The sequence below is a fragment of the Acinetobacter radioresistens DSM 6976 = NBRC 102413 = CIP 103788 genome, from assembly GCF_006757745.1.
GTDB classification, from domain to species: domain Bacteria; phylum Pseudomonadota; class Gammaproteobacteria; order Pseudomonadales; family Moraxellaceae; genus Acinetobacter; species Acinetobacter radioresistens.
Window position 1 is genome coordinate 375,191 of sequence record NZ_AP019740.1, and the last position, 19,036, is coordinate 394,226.

Sequence of the window (19,036 nt, forward strand, 5' to 3'; positions counted from 1 at the left end):
GTTAAGGGAACTTTGATGTCAAATTCTGCTGTCGTTGAATCAGTGGCTTTAGCACTTTATCAGGCTGAAACTACTGTCCAGGCTATTGCCCCGATCCGTCTGGAACTGGGTGGTGAAAATGCTGATGTTGATATCGCATATGCGGTACAGGATGTGAATACTGAACGGGCACTTGTCCAAGGGCGCCGTCTGGTCGGTCGAAAGATTGGCCTGACCTCTAAGGTTGTGCAGGCTCAGCTTGGAGTTGATCAGCCAGATTTCGGGATGCTATTTGCCGATATGGCGTATGGCGATGCTGAACTGATTCCTGCCGGCAAACTAATTCAGCCAAAAGTAGAAGCAGAAATTGCATTGGTAATTAAAGAAGACTTAACCAAAGAAAAACATACCTATGCAGACATCATCAGTGCAACTGATTATGCATTGCCCGCGATTGAAGTGGTCGATAGCCGTATCGAAAACTGGAAAATCAGCCTGATTGATACCGTAGCAGATAACGCCTCTTCTGCTGCATTTGTACTGGGTTCTCAGCCAGTTAAATTAGAAAATCTTGATCTGGTGAACTGCAAGATGGTGATGACACGCGCTGAAGAAGTGGTGTCTCAAGGCATTGGTAAAGCCTGCCTGGCTAATCCTTTAAATGCCGCAGTATGGCTGGCAGACGAGATGGTGCGCCGTGGTCGACCATTGTTAAAAGGTGACATTATTTTAACAGGTGCTTTAGGCCCGATGGTGGTAGCTCACCCAGGTGATGAATTCAAGGTTGAAATTGAAGGTTTCGGCTCTGTTACAGCCGCATTCGCTGCTGAATAAGCTAGATTTTGAGAGAGTACATTCATGAAAAAGATTAAATGTGCAATGATTGGTCCTGGGAATATTGGTACTGATTTGCTTTATAAACTGCAACGCAGCGAATGGTTGGAGCCAGTCTGGATGGTGGGAATCGACCCAACCTCTGAAGGTCTGGCACGTGCAGCGAAAATGGGTCTAAAAACCACGGCTGAAGGTGTCGATGGTCTGTTTCCTCACATAATCGAAGATGACATCAAGATTGCATTTGATGCCACTTCTGCTTATGTCCATGCTGAAAACAGCCGCAAGCTAAATGAACTTGGCGTACTAATGATTGACTTGACGCCTGCGGCGATTGGTCCGTTCTGTGTACCACCGGTCAACCTTGAGGCATTACTGGCTACAGGTGAGGTGCCAAATATTAATATGGTGACATGCGGCGGTCAGGCAACGATTCCGATGGTGGCGGCAGTATCACGCGTTCAGCCTGTTGAATACGGTGAAATCATTGCCACTGTATCGACCAAATCAGTTGGTCCGGGTACGCGTAAGAATATTGATGAGTTTACACGGACCACTGCGGGTGCAATCGAGAAGGTCGGCGGTGCAAAACAGGGTAAAGCTATCATTATTATTAATCCAGCCGAGCCACCTCTAATGATGCGTGACACAGTTCATTGTCTGGTTGAAGGCGAGCCGGATCAGGCTGCAATCACTGATTCAGTGCATGCGATGATCAAGGAAGTTCAGAAATACGTACCCGGTTATAAACTGGTAAATGGTCCGGTATTTGATGGTAACCGCGTATCAATTTACTTAGAAGTAGAAGGTTTGGGTGACTTCCTGCCGAAATATGCAGGCAACCTGGATATTATGACTGCAGCAGCTGCACGTACAGCAGAAATGTTTGCAGAACACGTGTTTAAGACTGTTGAAGCTTAAAGGAATACCAAAATGTCTAAGATTATTGTTCATGATATGACTTTACGTGATGGTATGCATCCGCAGCGCCATCAGACTACTGTTGAACAAATGATTGCGATTTCAACAGCACTGGATGATGCTGGCGTACCTTTAATTGAAGTGACTCATGGTGACGGCCTGGGTGGTTCATCAGTGAACTATGGTTTTGCTGCCGCAACGGATGAAGAATATCTGTCTGCAGTTGTGCCACGGATGAAAAATGCAAAAATTTCTGCATTACTCCTGCCTGGTATTGGTACGGTTGACCATTTAAAAATGGCACATGAAATTGGTGTATCTACCATTCGTGTGGCGACTCACTGTACTGAAGCCGACTGCTCTGAACAGCACATTACAGCTGCACGTAAGCTAGAGATGGATACTGTCGGTTTCCTGATGCTTGCGCACATGGCAACTCCAGCACAACTGCTTGAAGAAGCAAAAAAAATGGTGTCTTATGGTGCAAACTGTATCTATGTAACGGACTCTGCGGGCTATATGCTGCCACAAGATGTCACTGACCGTGTAGCATGTTTGCGTGATGCACTTGATTCAGGCATCGAACTCGGTTTTCATGGTCACCATAACCTGGGTATGGGGGTTGCCAATACTGTGGCTGCGGTTGAAGCAGGCGCTGTTCGTGTAGACTTGGCATCTGCAGGTCTAGGTGCGGGTGCAGGTAATACACCACTTGAGCTATTTATTGCTGTTGCAAACCGTATGGGTATGGACACTGGTGTTGACCTGTTCAAAGTACAGGATGTGGCCGAAGATTTAGTGATCCCAATGATGCACAACCCGATCCGAGCCGACCGTGATGCGGCAACTTTAGGTTATGCTGGTGTTTACTCTTCATTCCTGTTGTTCGCTAAACGTGCTGAAGCGAAGTATGGTATTTCTGCGCGTGAAATCCTGATGGAACTTGGTCGCCGTGGTACCGTAGGCGGTCAGGAGGATATGATTGAAGACTTGGCACTCACCATGTCAAAAGCCAAAACAGCAAGTGTTTAAGCTTTAAAATAATCAGTTTAAAAAGCGTCCAGTTCGGACGCTTTTTTATTTAAAGCAATATCATATACACTGCTTCAATATATTCAATAAAACCAAAACAAGTATGAAGAAACTTCTGATTATATTTTTGCTGCTAAATTCCAGTATTATTTTCGCAAAAGTCCCGCAGTTCTCTGATTATCCTGCTCCAGTGTTTAAGGGTAAAAATGCGGCGATGCAACTGAATGAAAATACAAAAAATTATAGAACCCGTTTTGGCTATCTGAAAAATGAAAAGCCAAATTTTGCCGGACATTATGTTATTGACTTTTTTGGCTGCGGGACCAGCTGTATTATTGGAATTGCATTTAATGTGAGAAATGGTGCTACCCAGTTTTTACCTTCTGGTGCATTGACCGCATGTTATAAAGAAGCGAGCTTCACCGATTATGAAATCTATTACCGGGCGAATAGCCGTCTCTTTATTACTTCTGGCGGTTATGATAATGAGGAAGGCTGCTCTACCAAATACTTTATAGAGCAGAACGGCCAGTTTAAGCTCATTAAAACTCAGCCTTTTTGACTTAAAGCTAACGGGTCTATACAAAATCTGAGAACTGAAATATAGAAAATATCGTTCAGATTAAAGTTATTTCTTATAAGTATAATTTAGACATATTAAATCTGAATAAAATACTTAAACTTAAAAACACTTATAAAAATTATAATTTGAGAAAAATATCTGATTCTTCTGGGCAATATGCCAGTTAGTCAGGTTTTAAATCATATCTTAATATTTATCCAGAAAAATGGCTTATTGCTAAAAGCTCTTAAAGAATAATAAAAGATCATTATACTCTGTCTAAAAAATACTTTTTAATCAGAATCTTCATACTGTAGTCTGATTTTTTATCAGATTATTGTTCAGCATGATAGCGCCATTGCTTTACTTGATCAATGGATTTGAGCCATGCATTCCCACAACTTATGGATAGCACTTTTTGCTGCGGTAACAACCTCAGGAACTTCTATTACTCATGCAGATTTTACTGATAACAGTCAAGTTCAGCTAAAGCTGCGTAATTTTTATCTGGACCGCCAGATTAGCCAGCCTGATCTGAACAAGCCACAAGATTTTGGCAGCTGGTCACAGGGAATCACGCTGGACGCAAAATCAGGTTATTTGGAGTTAGGGAAAGCTCAGGTCGGCATAGACCTGCTGGCGCAATATGCATTGCGTCTGAGTAATGACCGTGGAGATAATGATTATATCATGCCTTATGATTATGCTAGCAAAAAGCAGGCCCGCGATAATTTCAAGCTAGGTATCACTCTTAAAGCCAAAGTTAGTAACACCGAATTGCGGATCGGAGAGATCCTGCCCATGACGCCAGTAGTCTACTTTGACCCTTCACGGCAACTGTTGACCACTTATCAGGGCATATGGCTTGAATCTAAAGATCTTGATAAAACCAAGATAACATTCGGTTATCTGGATGGTATTAATGCACGATATGAAAATCAGTTGCATGATTTTAAATTGTGGCCAAATGAACTGAATACAGAAAAAAACCAGATCAAAGCGGGAGACAGTCATGGCATGATCATAGCTGGGGTGGATTACCAGCTTAGCCCCGAGCTTGGGCTCAGTTATTTCTACGGAGACGTCACTGAAATCTATCGTCAGCATTATATTGGCGTCATGTATAACAAAAAACTAGACCAGCACAACCAGCTGGCGACCCATGTCCGCTATTTTGACAATCAGGAATCAGGAGAAGCACTATATGGCCAGATTGATAGTCAGGCTCTGTCATTAAAAGCTGCCTGGACTCATGGTTCGCATACATTAGATGCCGGTTATCAGCAAATGTTTGGTGAGCATGGTAGTCATGCTCCATTTTTTCCAACCTTGTCGGGTTGGGTCCCACAACCCTACTTGGCCAACTGGTCAGTGGCGAGTTTTATCCGTAAAGATGAAAAATCATGGAGTCTAGGATACAGCTATGATTTCAAAGAAGCTGGTGTACCCGGATTAACTGCAACAGTTCGCCACTATGAAGGCTGGAATATAGATAATGGCAACGGGACCCGGGGTAAAGAAGATGAGAATAATCTCATTATAGGTTATACAGTACCGGAAGGCAGGCTGAAGGGCTTAGGACTGCAATGGATGTATATTGATGTGAACTATGAGCAGATTCCAGGATTTATGGATCTGGAAGAACATCGTATAGCGACAACCTATACTTATAAGTTTTAGCCACAGAGACTTGCTAGAGGATGACTTGAAACAGGCCATCCTCTTTTTGTTTACGCTATAATGAAAATACAGAATCTTTAAATAAATAATGAAATTAATTTTATAAAAAACAAAAGTTTAAATTATCGTTTTTTTGTCATTTGTCATCGTTATTAAGTATCAGTCGGACTTTGCCGAACATGTAATATGAATAGGTAAAATCATCAAATTGAATCTTTTGACCTGTTTTATGAATGAAGCAAAAACAGGTTAAGGCTGTACGAGGAGTAAGTATGAGCACTGTACAAATCCCTGATTATAAAACGGACCCATTTTTTGGTTTGGAAGATAAGTGGATTGAGACGGCTGAAGGTGAGCTGACCCATTATCATGAGGTGGGTGAGGGAACACCTATTCTGTTTTTACATGGGTCGGGAACTGGTGTCTCTGCTGCTGCAAACTGGTGGTTAAACCTGCCCCAGCTTGGCGAGCAGGCGCGTTGTATAGCAATTGATACGATTGGTTATGGACAGACTGTAGTGGCACCGGGCACTCCATATGGTATTCGTGCCTGGGTGGACCATGCTATCCGTACTCTAGATGCACTGGGTATTGAAAAGACCTGGCTGGTAGGTAATTCACTTGGTGGCTGGCTGGCATTCCAGCTGGCGCTTGACTATCCGGAACGTGTGCTTGGAATCGTATCGATGGGCACAGGCGGTGCAAAACAGACAGCAGCACTTAAAGCGCATGCCAATCCGGTGCTGACCGAAGACGGAATCAAGAAAACCCTATCAATGTTTGTAGTCAACAAAGACCTGATTACCGATGAGCTGGTTAAGGTACGTTTTGCTTCTGCAAAAAATGATTATGCATCTGACCGTCTGATGGATGTTGTGGGCGCACGTGATCGTGACCGTTTCGAATTCCCGCTTGATTTCGAGAAAATGAAAAATATTACAGTTCCTGTACTGCTGATTCACGGGACGCAAGATGTGGTGATTCCAGTGTCACGGACTTGGGATATCCTGAATGTAGTACCAAATGCGGACGCACATATTTTTAGCCAGTGCGGTCACTGGTCACAGGTTGAAAAAGCTGATGAGTTTAATACCGTTGTTAAAAACTATCTCACGGCACATGGTGTTTAACCGGTATAGTATTTCACTTAAAAAGGATGGCTTTAGCCATCCTTTTTATGAGGTAAATTATTTAAGAACCGCCAAGTAAGCCTGAAGCAACGTTGATACAAATAGCTAGAATCACAGTATTAAAACCGAATGACAGCAAGGCATGTAAAGTATTTAACATGCGCATGCGCCGATTGGTGATTTCAATGTCAGCTGTCTGGGCGGCCGTACCCATAATATAGCTAAAGTGAATAAAGTCGGGATAGGTCGGACGTTCAGTTTCCGGAAAATTCAAGCCATCATTCTGGCCCCTGGAGCGGGCAAGATAAAAGTCATGAGCATAGTGCAGGGCAAATACACTATGCATTAATAACCAGGATGACATGATCGTTAAAAATGCCAGTAAAAGATGACCAAATTTGAGCCAGCCTGTTTTAGGCAAGTCTGAAAGTTGGGCTCCGATGGCGACCATACACATGATTAAAGCCATGATGACTAAAAGCAGAATAATCCATTTACTCTCATCTTGGCGTTTTGCCTGTTCTTGCATATCGCTATGATCTGCCTGCCACATGCGATAAGCCAGATTAGCCAGAAATAACCATATTGCTGTATTCCAACCAATCAATAAATTGGTCGACCAAGACCAGGACGTTAACCAGAATAACAGCATACTTAATACTGCTGCTGTCAGAAAAGCCAGAAAAAATTGCGGACGATTTTTAATACCACTCATCAAAGAATGAAAAATACCGAACGTCATATATAACTCCAGTTTTTCAATTGGTTATTGTTATAACTTTAAGCTAGATTCAATTTACTATAGAGTCTGGTTCAGATATTAGACTTAAGTTGTAATTTATCATGAGAAAAATACAGCACTAAAATTTGGCTTTTTAAGATACGTGCTAAGTAGGCTGAAATAGTAAAAAAAGAGAGCTAGTACCTGAAAAAATATGGCTGGGTAGTTAAAAAACAGACCCTAATATTTTTTAAAAAAATAGTAGGGTAAAATGTATACGCATCAGTCAGGAAAAAAATTAGGCATCATTACGGTTAATATCGAGATAAAACACCTTGGTCAGCAGTTCAATAAATTTATGCGCAGTAACTAAAGCCGTGTCTTTACGATAGCTGACATATAAATCTAAAAAAGGCAGCTCTACACTGAGCGGTCGGATTACCGTATTTTCCATCATCAGTGGCGCAATATAACCCGGCAAAATTGTACAGCCAAGACCGATACCGATAGAATTAATATTAAACAGGATGTTATCTGCCTTTTGTATGATATTGAACTCAATACCGTTTTGTTTGGCAAAATCGAGAATCAGGTTATGCAGGGTAAGTGACTCTTCCGCAGCTGGAATTATAAAATCTATGCCATCAAGTGCTTTTACTGGAATACGCTCATATTTAGTGAGCGGATGATCTTTAGGCAATATGAAAATCAGGGGCTCACGCAGAACAAACTGGCTTTCAATTTCGTCATTCTGAAAGTTCTGCCGGGTAAAGGTAATGTCCAGTTCACCCTTCTTAATTAACCGCATCTGTTCATTGTTGTTAAGGCTGAGCAGTTCGATTTTAAGGTCCGGATTCTGAACCCTTAAGTTAGGTAGAACATAAGGGAATACTTTCATTTCAGCAACCGGAACAAAACCGATTCTGAGCATCTGCTGTTTGGCTTTAGAAACCTGACGCGCCATTGCTACGGCTTTATCTGCCTGCGCCAAGGTCAAACGCGCCTGTTCCAGAAAAACAGCGCCTTCTTCAGTCAGTTCAACTTTACGTTTGGTACGGTGTAACAGCTTGACGCCAACATCTTCTTCAAGGTCCTTGATCTGTTGGCTAAGAGAGGGCTGGGCGGTATACAGTTTTAAGGCTGCCTTACTAAAGTTCAGTTCTTCTGCAACTGTAATGAAATAGCGAAGGTGGCGTAATTCCATAAGACTAATCCAAAAAATGTCTTATTATAATTGGCGAAAAGTATAATCTATAAACAACTATCTCGTGAAGATTATTCTACTATTTAGAAAATAAATACTATTTGACAATATGCCCGAGTTTTACTATAGAAATTTTATCTCTTAATAATCTAAAAAATCTATTAATTAAAACAAAATAAATATTTCACTAAAAACGGTTAAAAAATCATTATCCCTGTCTAGTTGAGTCTAATAACTTTGGTTGACGCTCAGTCACAGGAGTGCTTTTCATGAGTCGCAAAATTGATGTGCGTGAAATCGATGCTTTGGTCGATGCACAAAATGGACGTATCTCGCCATCTATCTACACTGATCCGGATCTGTACGAATTGGAACTGGAACGCGTATTTGGGCGTACTTGGTTATTCCTTTGTCATGAAAGCCAGATACCTAAGGCGGGTGATTTTTTCAACACTTATATGGGTGAAGATCCAATCATTGTGGTACGTCAAAAAGACGGCTCAATCAAAGCATTATTAAACCAGTGTCGCCATCGTTCAATGCGTGTCAGTTTCGCTGATTGTGGTAATACCCGTGCATTTACCTGTCCGTATCATGGCTGGTCTTACGGTGTAGATGGTTCATTAAAAGATATTCCCCTGGAAGACCGTGCTTTTCCACAAGGTGCCTGTAAAGAAAAATGGGGTTTAATTGAAGTCAACCGTGTCGAGTCTTATAAAGGCCTGATCTTTGGCTGTTGGGATGAAACCACGCCTGATCTGGTGGACTACATGGGTGATATTGCCTGGTATCTGGATGGGGTGCTGGACCGTCGTCCGGGTGGTACAGAAATCATTGGCGGCGTACATAAATGGGAAATTGAATGTAACTGGAAATTTGCAGCGGAACAGTTTGCTTCTGACCAGTACCATGCACTGTTTTCGCATGCTTCTGCCATTCAGGTTCTGGGCGCAAAACCGGATGATGAAACTTCTAAGAAATTAGGCGCAGCACAGACTGCACGTCCAGTTTGGGAAACTGCGAAAGATGCTATCCAGTATGGCTCGCGTGGCCACGGTTCAGGCTTCTTCTTTACGGAAAAGCCAGATGCAAATGTATGGGTAGATGGTGAAGTCGCCAATTATTTCCGTGAAACCTATGAAGAGGTCAAAGAGCGTCTGGGTGAAGTACGTGCTTTACGTTTGGCGGGTCACAATAATATGTTCCCGACATTGTCATGGCTAAATGGTACAGCAACACTCCGTGTGTGGCATCCGCGTGGTCCAAATAAGACAGAAGTCTGGGCTTTCTGTATTGCTGATGCTGAAGCCTCTCAGGAAGTTAAAGAAGCATTTGAACGCTCTGCGACACGTGCATTTGGTCCGGCAGGTTTTCTTGAGCAGGATGACTCTGAGAACTGGATCGAAATCCAGAAAGTATTACGCGGCTATAAGGCCCGTAATAATCCGCTCATTATGAAAATGGGTCTGGGCAATGAAAAAGTTCGTGAAGATGGCATTCCGGGGATTATCAATTACATTTTCTCTGAAACTGCAGCACGTGGTTTATATCGCCGCTGGGCAGATCTGCTGATTCATGAAACATGGGAAGAAGTCGAGAAAGCCGCTGACGAATATGAGAAGGAGCTAATGAAATGAGTCAGATCAGTTTAGAACTTCATCATCAGATTAGCCAGTTTTTATACCGTGAAGCCAAAGCACTGGACGACTGGGATTTCCGTGCCTGGCTAGACATGCTGGCCGATGATATCTCTTATACGCTGCGTACGACTGCAAATGCGCAGACCCGTGACCGTCGCCGTTCGGTACAACCGCCAACCACTTGGGTTTTTAATGACACCAAAGACCTGCTGGAACGCCGGGTCGCACGTCTGGAAACCGGTATGGCTTGGGCTGAAGAGCCTCCATCACGTACTACCCACATGGTTTCAAATATTATTGTTGAGCCAACTGACGTAGAAGGTGAATACTATGTCTACGTTACTTATGTATTGTACCGTGCCCAGAAAGAAAAAGACGTGACGATTTATTGTGGCAAGCGTCATGACAAGATTCGCAAGGTTGAAGGTGGTCTTGGCTTCCAGATTTTCAACCGCAAGATCACGCTTGATCAAGCGACCTATACGTCACATAACCTGAGTGTATTCTTCTAATGAATAAGATTTTTGTTTGCCAGGTCGATGAGCTCGATGAAGGTGAAGCGCTAAAAGTAGACTGCGGCATAAATGGTATTGATGCCTTGGCAGTATTCAACAATGGCGGAGATTTCTTCGCCATGAACGACCGTTGTTCACATGGTAATGCTTCCATGTCAGAAGGTTATCTTGAAGATGACGGGACGGTAGAGTGTCCTCTGCATTCAGCCCGTTTCTGTCTAAAAACCGGTCAGGCACTATGCCTGCCGGCTACCGATCCGATTCAGACTTTTCCGGTAATGATTGAAGACGGTGCTTTATATGTAGAGATGGCAGGAGAGTAATCATGGGTTGGCTAAAAGGTGAAGTTGCACTGATCACTGGTGGCGGTTCAGGTCTGGGCTGGGCTTTAGTTGAGCGTTTTCTGGAAGAAGGCGCGCATGTGGGGGTATTACAACGTTCACAGTCTAAAGTAGATGCCCTAAAAGAACGGTTTGGTGACCAGATTGTGGCTGTCGCTGGTGATGTGGCCAACTATGAAGACAATGTCCGTGCTGTTCAGGCAACCGTAGAGCGATTTGGCAAGCTGGACTGCTTCATTGGTAATGCTGGCATCTGGGATCACTATGCCGATATCGTCAATACCTCTGGCGAGCAGCTGGATAAAGCCTTTGATGAAATTATGGGTATTAACACCAAGTCACTTATTCTAGGGGCCAAGGCTGCGTTGAATGAGCTGGTCAAAACTGAAGGGTCGATTGTTTTTACCCTGTCTAATTCTGCACTGTATTCAGCAGGTGGCGGCCCGGTTTATACCGCTTCCAAGCATGCTGGTGTGGGTATCATGAAAGAACTGGCTTATGAACTTGCACCTAAAGTTCGGGGCAATGCAGTGGCTCCCTCCGGTATGAATATCAATATCAAAGGTGCGGCGTCATTGGGACAGGAAAATATTGGGCTGCTGGATGCGCGTGATCCGGAAAAAATTGCTCGCGGTATGCCGCTTAACTTTTTGCCAGAACCTGAGGAAATGACAGGTTCTTACGTACTGCTGGCCTCTCGCCAGAATAACCGGCCATTGACTGGCGTCCTGATTAATGCCGAGTGTGGATTGGGAATTCGTGGCTTGCGTCAGCCACGTGCAGGCTTCTTCGATGAATAAAATCTTCCCATGCAGTAAAGGACTAAATGGCAGCCTGTTGGCTGCCTTGTGTTAAGGAGCGTCTTATGCCCGTTAAACTGATTTGTGCTTCACATAGCCCTTTAATGGAGTTTGCTTCTCCACAGGACAGTTCTCAGGAACAAAAAGTTCGTACCGTTTTTGCCAAGTTGTCTGAACAAGTCAAGGCTTATAATCCGACACTGATTATTGCTTTTGGCCCTGATCATTTTAATGGTTTCTTCTATGACCTGATGCCAAGTTTTTGTGTAGGTATCCGGGCCAGTGCAGCGGGAGACTGGAACTATGGTCCGGGCAAAATTGATGTACCAGAGCAGACCGCCCTGAGTCTGGTACGTTGTGTACTAAATGAAGGCGTCGATGTTGCCTACTCCTACCGTATGCAGGCTGATCATGGTGTCACGCAGCCACTGCATTTTTTATGTGATGGTCAACTCGACCGCTATCCTACCATTCCTGTATTTGTAAACGGAGCAGCCGCTCCGATGCCTACCCCTAAACGCACTGTAGCGCTTGGTCGGGCAATTGGCCAGTTTATCAAGTCACTGGATCTTGAGGCGGAGCGTGTACTGATTCTGGGTACAGGTGGTCTATCTCATGATCCGCCTACGCCGCAAATGGGCGCAGTACCCCCCGAAGTAGAAGAGTTTCTGATCGCCGGCCGTAACCCGACTGCTGAAGCACGTCAGGCACGCCAGGCCAAAATCATTGCAGTCGGTCAGAAGCTGGCAGCAGGAGATACTTCTGTGGCAGTGCCCCTGAATGCCAAGTGGGATCAGGCATTACTAGAAAAATTTGCCCAAGCGGACTTTGCCGCGCTAGAGGCTATGACCGAAGACGAGATCCGCCGTGAGGGTGGCCGTGGCGGTCAGGAAATCCGCTGCTGGATTGCAGCCTTTGCCGCTTTTGCCGAGCTGGGGCAGTACCAGATGACAACCCATGTCTATGAAGCTATCAGTGAGTGGATTGCAGGTTTCGGTATTGTTTCTGCTGAACTGAAAGATTAAGGAAACAGACAGATGAGCATTGAAACTATTGTTATTGTAGGAGCCGGTCAGGCAGGTGCGAGCGCTATCCTGGAACTTCGTGCCAATGGATACACAGGGAAAATCATACTGGTGGGTGATGAAGTTCATTTACCTTATGAACGCCCGCCTTTATCTAAAGATGTAATCTTGAAGCCTGAAGAAACCAAAGTTGAGATTCTTTCAGTGCAGAAGCTGGCAGAGCTAGGCGTTGAGGTCATCCGTGGCAATGCCGCAGTAAAAATTAATGCCGATACCCATCAGCTCACTCTGAAAAATGGTGAAGTACTTGGTTATGACAAGTTGTTACTGGCTACCGGTGGCGCGCCGCGCCGCTTGCCGGACCTTGATGCTTTAGGTAAACATGTTTATACCTTGCGTAATCTGGAAGACTCTCAGGCATTGGTGCCCGTATTGCAGCCCGAGCGCCGGATTATCTTGGTTGGTGGCGGTGTGATTGGTCTGGAACTGGCATCATCAGCGCGCTCTAAACATTGTCATGTAACTGTAATTGAAATGGGCCCTATGGTGATGGGTCGCTGCTCACCACGGTTACTCAGTGAGTTCTTGCTGGCCCAGCATCGTCAGGCCGGTATCGATATCCGTCTTGAAACCAGAATTGCAGGCTGTAGCCTGCAGGGTGAAGAGGTGGTGATTCAACTGGAAAATGGTGAAGAGCTACGTGCAGATGCAGTCATATATGGCATCGGCATTATCCCAAATGCGCGTCTGGCAGTTGAGGCTGGGCTGGACGTTGATTTTGCTGTAAAGGTGAATGAGAACTGCCAGACTTCTAATCCAGATATTTATGCAGCAGGGGATGTTGCTACCCAGCTTCGTGCAGATGGTCAGTATAGCCGGGTTGAAACCTGGGAAAATGCCAATCTGCAGGCAGGTATCTTTGCACGCCATGTGATGGGTATTGAACATTCTAAAGCAAATCCGGCCTGGTTTTGGACTGATCAGCTCGGTATCAATTTCCAGTTTGTCGGTGACATGAGCGCGGCAGAATGGCATGTGCGCGGTACTATGGATATTAGCCAGGGGCCTGCCTCATCTTTTATTCTGTACGGAGTCAGTAATGGAATTATTGTGGCTGGTATTACGGTCAATGCCGCTAAAGATATGCGCCATCTGAAAAAAATGATTAGCAAAGGTATCGCTTTTCATGCAGATACACACTTGGACCTTGCCCAAGAGCTACGTAAAATTGCCTAAATAAAACGGCTTTCTATTGAACAGACCTATAGTATGGACCCACTATAGGTCTGTTTTTTATTGGTAAAAACTCAATTTTAAAGAATGAGCGATTTTATGAGTTCAACTGCTTCAGGCACTCCATCTGCATCGTTACTGTTTACTTCATCTGTTTATGCACTACTGGTATTGATCTGGGCAACCACGCCACTGGCCATTGTCTGGAGTGTAGAAGAAGTTCACCCGATGTGGGTACTCATTATTCGCTATTTTGGCGCTTCAATACTGGCATTCCTGATTCTAAAACTGATGCGTGCTCCATTACCTTTTGATCAGATGGCCATGAAGAGTTATCTGGCCGGTAGCCTGAACCTGATTGGTGCACAGTTATTTATCTATTTAGCAGCTAATTATCTTACTTCGGGGTTAATGGCTTTAATTTTTGGTTTTTCGCCACTGGTTGCCGGGCTGATTGGTCATGTCATCTTGAAAACTCAAAAATTGGTGGCACTACAATGGCTGGGCATGGCGATAGCAGTTGCAGGGTTAAGTTTCGTTTTTGCAGATCAGGCAGAAACTCAGGTAAATCCAATTGGCGTTGTACTGATGTTTATCAGTATGGTGTCCTATATCAGCTCGATTTTCTGGGTTAAACAGATTAATGCGCCTTTGGCCCCTATGTCTCAAGCAACAGGCTCGCTTTTAGTATCAGCACTGGCTTCACTACTGCTGGTTCCTTTTATTTATGAACATATACCGACTGCTATACCAGGTACTAAAACCATAATCGGCTTCTTATTTACCATGGTTATGTCCTCTATTGTGGCGATGCTGTGTTATTTCTGGCTGATCAAGCGCTTAAATGCTTCTACAGTATCTTTAAGTAATGTGATTACCCCGGTATTGGCGCTTATGCTAGGCGCCACACTGAATAATGAACAAATTGGTTCACATGCATTTGCTGGGGTAAGTGTTGTAATGTTTGGTATTGTTCTGTACTTCTGGAAGGACTGGCATAGCCAATATAGAGCAAAAAAATATTAAACTTTAAATGTTTATAGTTAAGTAGCTTCTATAAAAGCACGGGCGTGCCCTGCAACTTTAGCTGATGAAGATGTAATAACTAACAGCAGAGAAAACAACAAAAAATAAAAAAAGTCAGGCCCAAGTTTGGCTAAGATCAGGAAAGTCCATTAGAAAATTGAATCAGCCGGTCTGATAAAAATAAAATTAGGTCATTTTCCATGTCTGAATCCAATAAAGTCGTTGTTTATGCAGCCCTGATCGGGAACCTGATCATTGCAATGGTCAAGTTCGTGGCAGCTTATCTGACGAACAGTTCGGCTATGCTGAGTGAGGCAATCCATTCAGTTGTTGATACCCTCAATGAAATCTTGCTGCTCTATGGACTGAAAAAATCCCAGCAGCCAGCCAATATGCGTCATCCTTTTGGTTATGGACGAGAACTGTATTTTTGGGCTTTTATTGTGGCTCTGATGGTGTTTGCATTAGGTTCGGTAGTTTCGATCTATCAGGGGATTCAGCATATTCGTCATCCTGAAGAAATCGTTTCACCGGTGATTAACTATGTTGTACTTGGAATTGCTATTGTTGTAGAAGGTACTTCATGGTTTATCGCTTTAAAAAGCTTTCGCAAAAGCAAGGGTAAACTTGGATACTTTCAGGCATTCCGGCGTAGTAAAGATCCGACTACATTTACAGTTCTGTTTGAAGATACAGCTGCACTGCTTGGTTTGGTAATTGCATTGCTCGGTGTCTATTTTTCTCATACTTTGAATATGCCAGTACTTGATGGTATTGCTTCAATTCTCATTGGTGTGATTCTGGCTGTGGCAGCCCTATTGCTGGGCCGGGAAACCAAGGGATTGCTGCTGGGAGAAACTGCAGATCCCTTACTGCGGCAAAATGTTCTGAGTATTGCACAGCAGGACCCGGCGGTACTCTCGGCAAACGGTCTGATTACTGAACAGTTGGGTGCACATCAGGTGCTGGCTGCCTTAAGTCTTGAGTTTAAAGATAATCTGACTTCAGACCAGATTGAAGCCTGTGTAAACCGGATTGAGGCCAATACAAAAAAAGTGCATCCGGAAGTGGTGGCACTTTTTGTAAAACCCCAAACCCAGAAGGTCTGGATGGAACGTATGAAAGATCGCCTCGATGACACAGCATAATCACGGCCAGATATCAGTACTTGCACCTACAGATTTGCCGTTTTATATAAAGATTTTTATTCATGAATAAGCAAGCTCATTACTCTTACCGTTTAAAGACGGAATCCTGCTGGTTACATACCTTGAGAAAACCTGAGTTTAGTTTCAGCCCTTCTGACCATTACAATGGAGAAGAGTTCTTTAATTATGTGGCTCATCCGGCCGGTTATCGGCGCCGTGATCTGATCAAGTGGTTATATAGCCGTAAACCTTTGCCATGGGAAGAGGAAAATACACAGACAGAAATTCCGGCACATGCGGGTCCACAGAACCGGCCACATGCCAGTATGGACGACTGGCAGGTCTGGTTTATTGGTCATGCTACCGTACTGATTCAAATCGGGCCGTATAATTTTCTGACAGATCCGGTGTGGGCAGACTATGTCAGTCCGCAGCAGGGTACAGGTCCAAAACGAAGCTGTACTGCCGGTATTGCATTAGAACAATTACCGGAAATTCATGCCGTACTCTTGAGTCATAACCACTACGACCATATGGACTTGGCAACTCTACGCTGGCTGCACAAAAAATTTGCCATGCCAATTTATACCGGGCTTGGCAACAGTTTTTATCTGCCTAAAAAGTTTCAGGTAATAGAAATGGACTGGTGGCAGGCTGCGTTGTTGCATAAGTTTCAAATAGTGTACACACCTGCACAACACGGTTCAGGGCGTGGTTTGCGTGATCGTAACCGGGCTTTGTGGGGGGGCTTTTCAATCATACATGAGACCGGTCACTGTTTTTTTGCAGGTGACACAGGTTATTCACCGCATTTCAAACAGATTCATGCCGAACTGGGAGCTCCCCGGATCGCTTTGCTTCCGATCGGCGCATATGAGCCGCGAGAGTTGATGCAATATATGCATATGAATCCTCAAGAAGCATTTCAGGCACATTTGGATCTGGCACCCCGTCGTTCACTGGCAATCCATTACCGGACTTTCCAGCTCACAGATGAAGGTCGCGAGCAGCCTGAACAGGACCTGAATATAGCCATGCAGAATTCATCCAAACTGTTGGGGCCATTTTATTGCATACGGGAAGGAAGACGCCTCATTGTTTAAGGTCTTTATTCTGTTCCTGTACAATAAGCTGAACTGCCACTACAGAAAGCATCAGCATGGCAATATTCATGACTACCGGATTAAACGCAGCTGTAAGTTGAAGAGGTGCTATACATATAATCAGCAGTAGCAGTCCTATAAGTCCGATGATGTTTAAGCTATGCAAGAGAATAGATCTAGGCCATTTCAAGAAGAATAAACCGAACAGCATTTCGATGCCCCCGGACAGACCCAGCAAAATTTTAGCCAGAACCAGATCAAGGCCCATATTTTGCCAGATTATGATTTCATCAGGAGATTGAAACAGAAGTTTGGGAACAAGCCCCTGATATAACCAGAGTAAGGCTAACGTGAGCTGAATGGTAAAGAGTGGACGCATAAAAATATGCCTGGCATTTATTAGTAGTGTCTTTTCAGAAATTATTTTTAATTGATTTCTTCAGGAGCAATATTCTCGCACATGACGAGAATTTTTTGTAAAGAGTTAATGCTCTTATGCCTGACAAGCAAAAAAAGAAACCATACCAGATGGTTTCTTTTTAAAGGGTTTATTTCAGGTTAAAGAAAACCTGGCTGGCCATAGGCTGGGTCCGAATCACGTGCAGCCTGAGCATCAGCTACCTCTAATCCCAGTGCTTTAGCAACACCTTCACCATAAGCCGGGTCGCAGGCATAACAGTTACGGATATGGCGGTATTTAACAAAATCCAGCGCATCCCCCATTGCCCGTGCCGTATTTTCAAATAAAACCTGTTTTTGTTCAGTATTCATGAGAGCAAAAAGTGCACGTGGCTGACTGAAATAGTCTGCATCATCCTGACGATAATCCCAGTATGCTGCATCACCTGTAATCTTTAATGGCGGCTCTCTATACTGCGGCTGTTCCTGCCATTGACTGAAGCTGTTTGGCTCATAATGTGGCAGGCTGCCATAGTTGGCATCAATCCGGCCCTGTCCATCACGGTGGTTAGAGTGTACCGGACAGCGTGGTTTATTCACCGGGATCTGCTGATAGTTTACTCCCAGACGGTAACGTTGGGCATCGGCATAATTAAATAGGCGTGCCTGCAGCATACGGTCAGGTGATACACTAATTCCCGGAACCAGATTACTTGGCGCAAAAGCTGACTGTTCTACATCTAGAAAGAAATTTTCCGGATTACGGTTCAGTTCAAACTTACCGACTTCAATCAGTGGATAATCGGCATGTGGCCAGATTTTTGTCAGGTCAAAAGGATGATATGGTACTTTCTCGGCATCTGCTTCTGGCATGACCTGAACATACATAGTCCATTTCGGATATTCACCCCGTTCAATGGCCTCATACAGGTCACGCTGGTGGCTTTCACGATCTTTTCCGATCAGTACTTCTGCTTCAGCATCTGTCAAGTTTTTAATACCCTGCTGGGTACGGAAGTGAAACTTCACCCAAAACCGTTCACTGCTGGCATTAATAAAGCTATAGGTGTGGCTGCCAAAACCATGCATATGTCGGTAGCTGGCAGGAATACCGCGTTCTGACATAACAATGGTGACCTGATGTAATGACTCAGGCAACAAGGTCCAGAAATCCCAGTTATAAGTGGCATTACGCATATTAGTGCGTGGGTCACGTTTAACAGCTTTATTCAAATCCGGGAATTTACGCGGGTCACGCAGAAAAAACACTGGCGTGTTGTTACCGACCATATCCCAGTTGCCTTCTTCAGTATAAAACTTCAAGGCAAAGCCACGAATATCACGTTCAGCATCAGCTGCTCCACGTTCACCTGCTACAGTGGTAAAACGTGCAAACATTTCAGTTTGTTTACCAATTTCAGAGAAAATGCTGGCACAGCTATACCGGGTAATATCTTGGGTGACAGTAAATGTTCCAAATGCACCGGAACCTTTAGCGTGCATACGGCGTTCAGGAATAACTTCACGGACAAAGTTGGCAAGTTTCTCATTGAGCCACATATCTTGGGCTAAAAGCGGACCGCGTGGGCCAGCAGTCATACTATTCTGGTTGTCTACAACGGGCGCACCGAAGTCTGTAGTTAAGTGGCTGACTGGACACTTTTTGATGTCTTGACTCATGCTATGCTCCATTCTTTGAATGTCTGGTGCAGTGGTGCTCTAAAATAGGACCAGTTCTTCTGA

Annotated in this window: 19 protein-coding genes; 15 read left to right on the forward strand and 4 right to left on the reverse strand. The window is 44.2% G+C overall.

The annotated features are described in order from the left end of the window. Nucleotides 1-15: 15 nt before the first annotated feature. From ACRAD_RS01730 to ACRAD_RS01755, 6 genes are all read left to right on the forward strand, one after another. Nucleotides 16-813: a 2-keto-4-pentenoate hydratase gene (locus ACRAD_RS01730; RefSeq protein ID WP_005016825.1), complete on the forward strand. Its 798-nt coding sequence runs from the start codon at nucleotides 16-18 to the stop codon at nucleotides 811-813. Nucleotides 814-837: 24 nt separating this feature from the next. Beyond that, nucleotides 838-1,734 (forward strand): acetaldehyde dehydrogenase (acetylating), encoded by an 897-nt coding sequence (locus tag ACRAD_RS01735; RefSeq protein WP_005023196.1) that lies wholly within the window; start codon nucleotides 838-840, stop codon nucleotides 1,732-1,734. A gap of 12 nt (nucleotides 1,735-1,746) precedes the next feature. Next, a complete protein-coding gene (gene dmpG, locus ACRAD_RS01740; RefSeq protein ID WP_005023198.1) occupies nucleotides 1,747-2,766 on the forward strand; it encodes a 4-hydroxy-2-oxovalerate aldolase in 1,020 nt (339 codons plus the stop codon). A gap of 103 nt (nucleotides 2,767-2,869) precedes the next feature. Then, nucleotides 2,870-3,328 (forward strand): hypothetical protein, encoded by a 459-nt coding sequence (locus tag ACRAD_RS01745; RefSeq protein ID WP_005023200.1) that lies wholly within the window; start codon nucleotides 2,870-2,872, stop codon nucleotides 3,326-3,328. Nucleotides 3,329-3,715: 387 nt separating this feature from the next. Further along, nucleotides 3,716-5,008 (forward strand): OprD family outer membrane porin, encoded by a 1,293-nt coding sequence (locus ACRAD_RS01750; RefSeq protein WP_005023202.1) that lies wholly within the window; start codon nucleotides 3,716-3,718, stop codon nucleotides 5,006-5,008. 272 nt (nucleotides 5,009-5,280) lie between these two features. Continuing rightward, nucleotides 5,281-6,138 carry an alpha/beta fold hydrolase gene (locus ACRAD_RS01755; protein ID WP_005023204.1) on the forward strand — a complete coding sequence of 286 codons (858 nt, stop codon included), beginning with the start codon at nucleotides 5,281-5,283 and terminating at the stop codon, nucleotides 6,136-6,138. A 61-nt stretch (nucleotides 6,139-6,199) separates the two neighbouring features. Here ACRAD_RS01755 and ACRAD_RS01760 read toward each other — a convergent pair whose 3' ends face one another. Both ACRAD_RS01760 and hcaR read right to left on the reverse strand, forming a co-directional pair. Continuing rightward, nucleotides 6,200-6,880 carry a DUF1345 domain-containing protein gene (locus ACRAD_RS01760; protein ID WP_005023206.1) on the reverse strand — a complete coding sequence of 227 codons (681 nt, stop codon included), beginning with the start codon at nucleotides 6,878-6,880 and terminating at the stop codon, nucleotides 6,200-6,202. Between the two features lie 277 nt (nucleotides 6,881-7,157). Next, entirely contained in the window at nucleotides 7,158-8,063 is a 906-nt protein-coding gene (hcaR, locus tag ACRAD_RS01765) for a DNA-binding transcriptional regulator HcaR (RefSeq protein ID WP_005016808.1), read from the reverse strand. A 269-nt stretch (nucleotides 8,064-8,332) separates the two neighbouring features. Between hcaR and hcaE the strand changes: the two genes are divergently transcribed. From hcaE to ACRAD_RS01810, 9 genes are all read left to right on the forward strand, one after another. Next, nucleotides 8,333-9,700 carry a 3-phenylpropionate/cinnamic acid dioxygenase subunit alpha gene (gene hcaE / locus ACRAD_RS01770; RefSeq protein WP_005023208.1) on the forward strand — a complete coding sequence of 456 codons (1,368 nt, stop codon included), beginning with the start codon at nucleotides 8,333-8,335 and terminating at the stop codon, nucleotides 9,698-9,700. Beyond that, nucleotides 9,697-10,215: a 3-phenylpropionate/cinnamic acid dioxygenase subunit beta gene (gene hcaF / locus ACRAD_RS01775; RefSeq protein ID WP_005023210.1), complete on the forward strand. Its 519-nt coding sequence runs from the start codon at nucleotides 9,697-9,699 to the stop codon at nucleotides 10,213-10,215. Before hcaE ends, hcaF begins: the two co-directional genes overlap by 4 nt. Continuing rightward, nucleotides 10,215-10,541, forward strand: coding sequence for a 3-phenylpropionate/cinnamic acid dioxygenase ferredoxin subunit (hcaC, locus tag ACRAD_RS01780; protein WP_005023212.1), 327 nt, complete (start codon nucleotides 10,215-10,217; stop codon nucleotides 10,539-10,541). The genes hcaF and hcaC overlap by 1 nt, the downstream gene beginning before the upstream one ends. A 2-nt stretch (nucleotides 10,542-10,543) precedes the next feature. Then, a complete protein-coding gene (gene hcaB, locus ACRAD_RS01785) occupies nucleotides 10,544-11,359 on the forward strand; it encodes a 3-phenylpropionate-dihydrodiol/cinnamic acid-dihydrodiol dehydrogenase (RefSeq protein ID WP_005023214.1) in 816 nt (271 codons plus the stop codon). Between the two features lie 65 nt (nucleotides 11,360-11,424). Next, complete coding sequence (locus ACRAD_RS01790) at nucleotides 11,425-12,384, forward strand: 3-carboxyethylcatechol 2,3-dioxygenase (RefSeq protein ID WP_005023216.1); 960 nt, start codon at nucleotides 11,425-11,427, stop codon at nucleotides 12,382-12,384. Between the two features lie 12 nt (nucleotides 12,385-12,396). After that, nucleotides 12,397-13,620 (forward strand): 3-phenylpropionate/cinnamic acid dioxygenase ferredoxin--NAD(+) reductase subunit, encoded by a 1,224-nt coding sequence (gene hcaD / locus ACRAD_RS01795; protein WP_005023218.1) that lies wholly within the window; start codon nucleotides 12,397-12,399, stop codon nucleotides 13,618-13,620. Between the two features lie 96 nt (nucleotides 13,621-13,716). Then, nucleotides 13,717-14,643: a DMT family transporter gene (locus ACRAD_RS01800; protein WP_005023219.1), complete on the forward strand. Its 927-nt coding sequence runs from the start codon at nucleotides 13,717-13,719 to the stop codon at nucleotides 14,641-14,643. A 200-nt stretch (nucleotides 14,644-14,843) separates the two neighbouring features. After that, nucleotides 14,844-15,791, forward strand: coding sequence for a cation diffusion facilitator family transporter (locus tag ACRAD_RS01805; protein ID WP_005023221.1), 948 nt, complete (start codon nucleotides 14,844-14,846; stop codon nucleotides 15,789-15,791). A gap of 62 nt (nucleotides 15,792-15,853) precedes the next feature. Beyond that, nucleotides 15,854-16,894: an MBL fold metallo-hydrolase gene (locus ACRAD_RS01810; RefSeq protein WP_005023224.1), complete on the forward strand. Its 1,041-nt coding sequence runs from the start codon at nucleotides 15,854-15,856 to the stop codon at nucleotides 16,892-16,894. Here ACRAD_RS01810 and ACRAD_RS01815 read toward each other — a convergent pair. Then, nucleotides 16,884-17,273, reverse strand: coding sequence for a DoxX-like family protein (locus tag ACRAD_RS01815; RefSeq protein WP_005023226.1), 390 nt, complete (start codon nucleotides 17,271-17,273; stop codon nucleotides 16,884-16,886). The genes ACRAD_RS01810 and ACRAD_RS01815 overlap by 11 nt on opposite strands. A 179-nt stretch (nucleotides 17,274-17,452) precedes the next feature. Continuing rightward, nucleotides 17,453-18,973, reverse strand: a complete 1,521-nt coding sequence (locus ACRAD_RS01820; protein ID WP_005023229.1) for a catalase — start codon at nucleotides 18,971-18,973, stop codon at nucleotides 17,453-17,455. Between the last annotated feature and the right edge of the window lie 63 nt (nucleotides 18,974-19,036).

What these genes read in the sequence shown, in the direction of transcription:
- ACRAD_RS01730 (WP_005016825.1), top strand. Translation starts at nt 16, where the DNA reads ATGTCAAATTCTGCTGTCGTTGAATCAGTGGCTTTAGCACTTTATCAG.
- ACRAD_RS01735 (WP_005023196.1), top strand. Translation starts at nt 838, where the DNA reads ATGAAAAAGATTAAATGTGCAATGATTGGTCCTGGGAATATTGGTACT.
- dmpG (WP_005023198.1), top strand. Translation starts at nt 1,747, where the DNA reads ATGTCTAAGATTATTGTTCATGATATGACTTTACGTGATGGTATGCAT.
- ACRAD_RS01745 (WP_005023200.1), top strand. Translation starts at nt 2,870, where the DNA reads ATGAAGAAACTTCTGATTATATTTTTGCTGCTAAATTCCAGTATTATT.
- ACRAD_RS01750 (WP_005023202.1), top strand. Translation starts at nt 3,716, where the DNA reads ATGCATTCCCACAACTTATGGATAGCACTTTTTGCTGCGGTAACAACC.
- ACRAD_RS01755 (WP_005023204.1), top strand. Translation starts at nt 5,281, where the DNA reads ATGAGCACTGTACAAATCCCTGATTATAAAACGGACCCATTTTTTGGT.
- ACRAD_RS01760 (WP_005023206.1), bottom strand. Translation starts at nt 6,880, where the DNA reads ATGACGTTCGGTATTTTTCATTCTTTGATGAGTGGTATTAAAAATCGT.
- hcaR (WP_005016808.1), bottom strand. Translation starts at nt 8,063, where the DNA reads ATGGAATTACGCCACCTTCGCTATTTCATTACAGTTGCAGAAGAACTG.
- hcaE (WP_005023208.1), top strand. Translation starts at nt 8,333, where the DNA reads ATGAGTCGCAAAATTGATGTGCGTGAAATCGATGCTTTGGTCGATGCA.
- hcaF (WP_005023210.1), top strand. Translation starts at nt 9,697, where the DNA reads ATGAGTCAGATCAGTTTAGAACTTCATCATCAGATTAGCCAGTTTTTA.
- hcaC (WP_005023212.1), top strand. Translation starts at nt 10,215, where the DNA reads ATGAATAAGATTTTTGTTTGCCAGGTCGATGAGCTCGATGAAGGTGAA.
- hcaB (WP_005023214.1), top strand. Translation starts at nt 10,544, where the DNA reads ATGGGTTGGCTAAAAGGTGAAGTTGCACTGATCACTGGTGGCGGTTCA.
- ACRAD_RS01790 (WP_005023216.1), top strand. Translation starts at nt 11,425, where the DNA reads ATGCCCGTTAAACTGATTTGTGCTTCACATAGCCCTTTAATGGAGTTT.
- hcaD (WP_005023218.1), top strand. Translation starts at nt 12,397, where the DNA reads ATGAGCATTGAAACTATTGTTATTGTAGGAGCCGGTCAGGCAGGTGCG.
- ACRAD_RS01800 (WP_005023219.1), top strand. Translation starts at nt 13,717, where the DNA reads ATGAGTTCAACTGCTTCAGGCACTCCATCTGCATCGTTACTGTTTACT.
- ACRAD_RS01805 (WP_005023221.1), top strand. Translation starts at nt 14,844, where the DNA reads ATGTCTGAATCCAATAAAGTCGTTGTTTATGCAGCCCTGATCGGGAAC.
- ACRAD_RS01810 (WP_005023224.1), top strand. Translation starts at nt 15,854, where the DNA reads ATGAATAAGCAAGCTCATTACTCTTACCGTTTAAAGACGGAATCCTGC.
- ACRAD_RS01815 (WP_005023226.1), bottom strand. Translation starts at nt 17,273, where the DNA reads ATGCGTCCACTCTTTACCATTCAGCTCACGTTAGCCTTACTCTGGTTA.
- ACRAD_RS01820 (WP_005023229.1), bottom strand. Translation starts at nt 18,973, where the DNA reads ATGAGTCAAGACATCAAAAAGTGTCCAGTCAGCCACTTAACTACAGAC.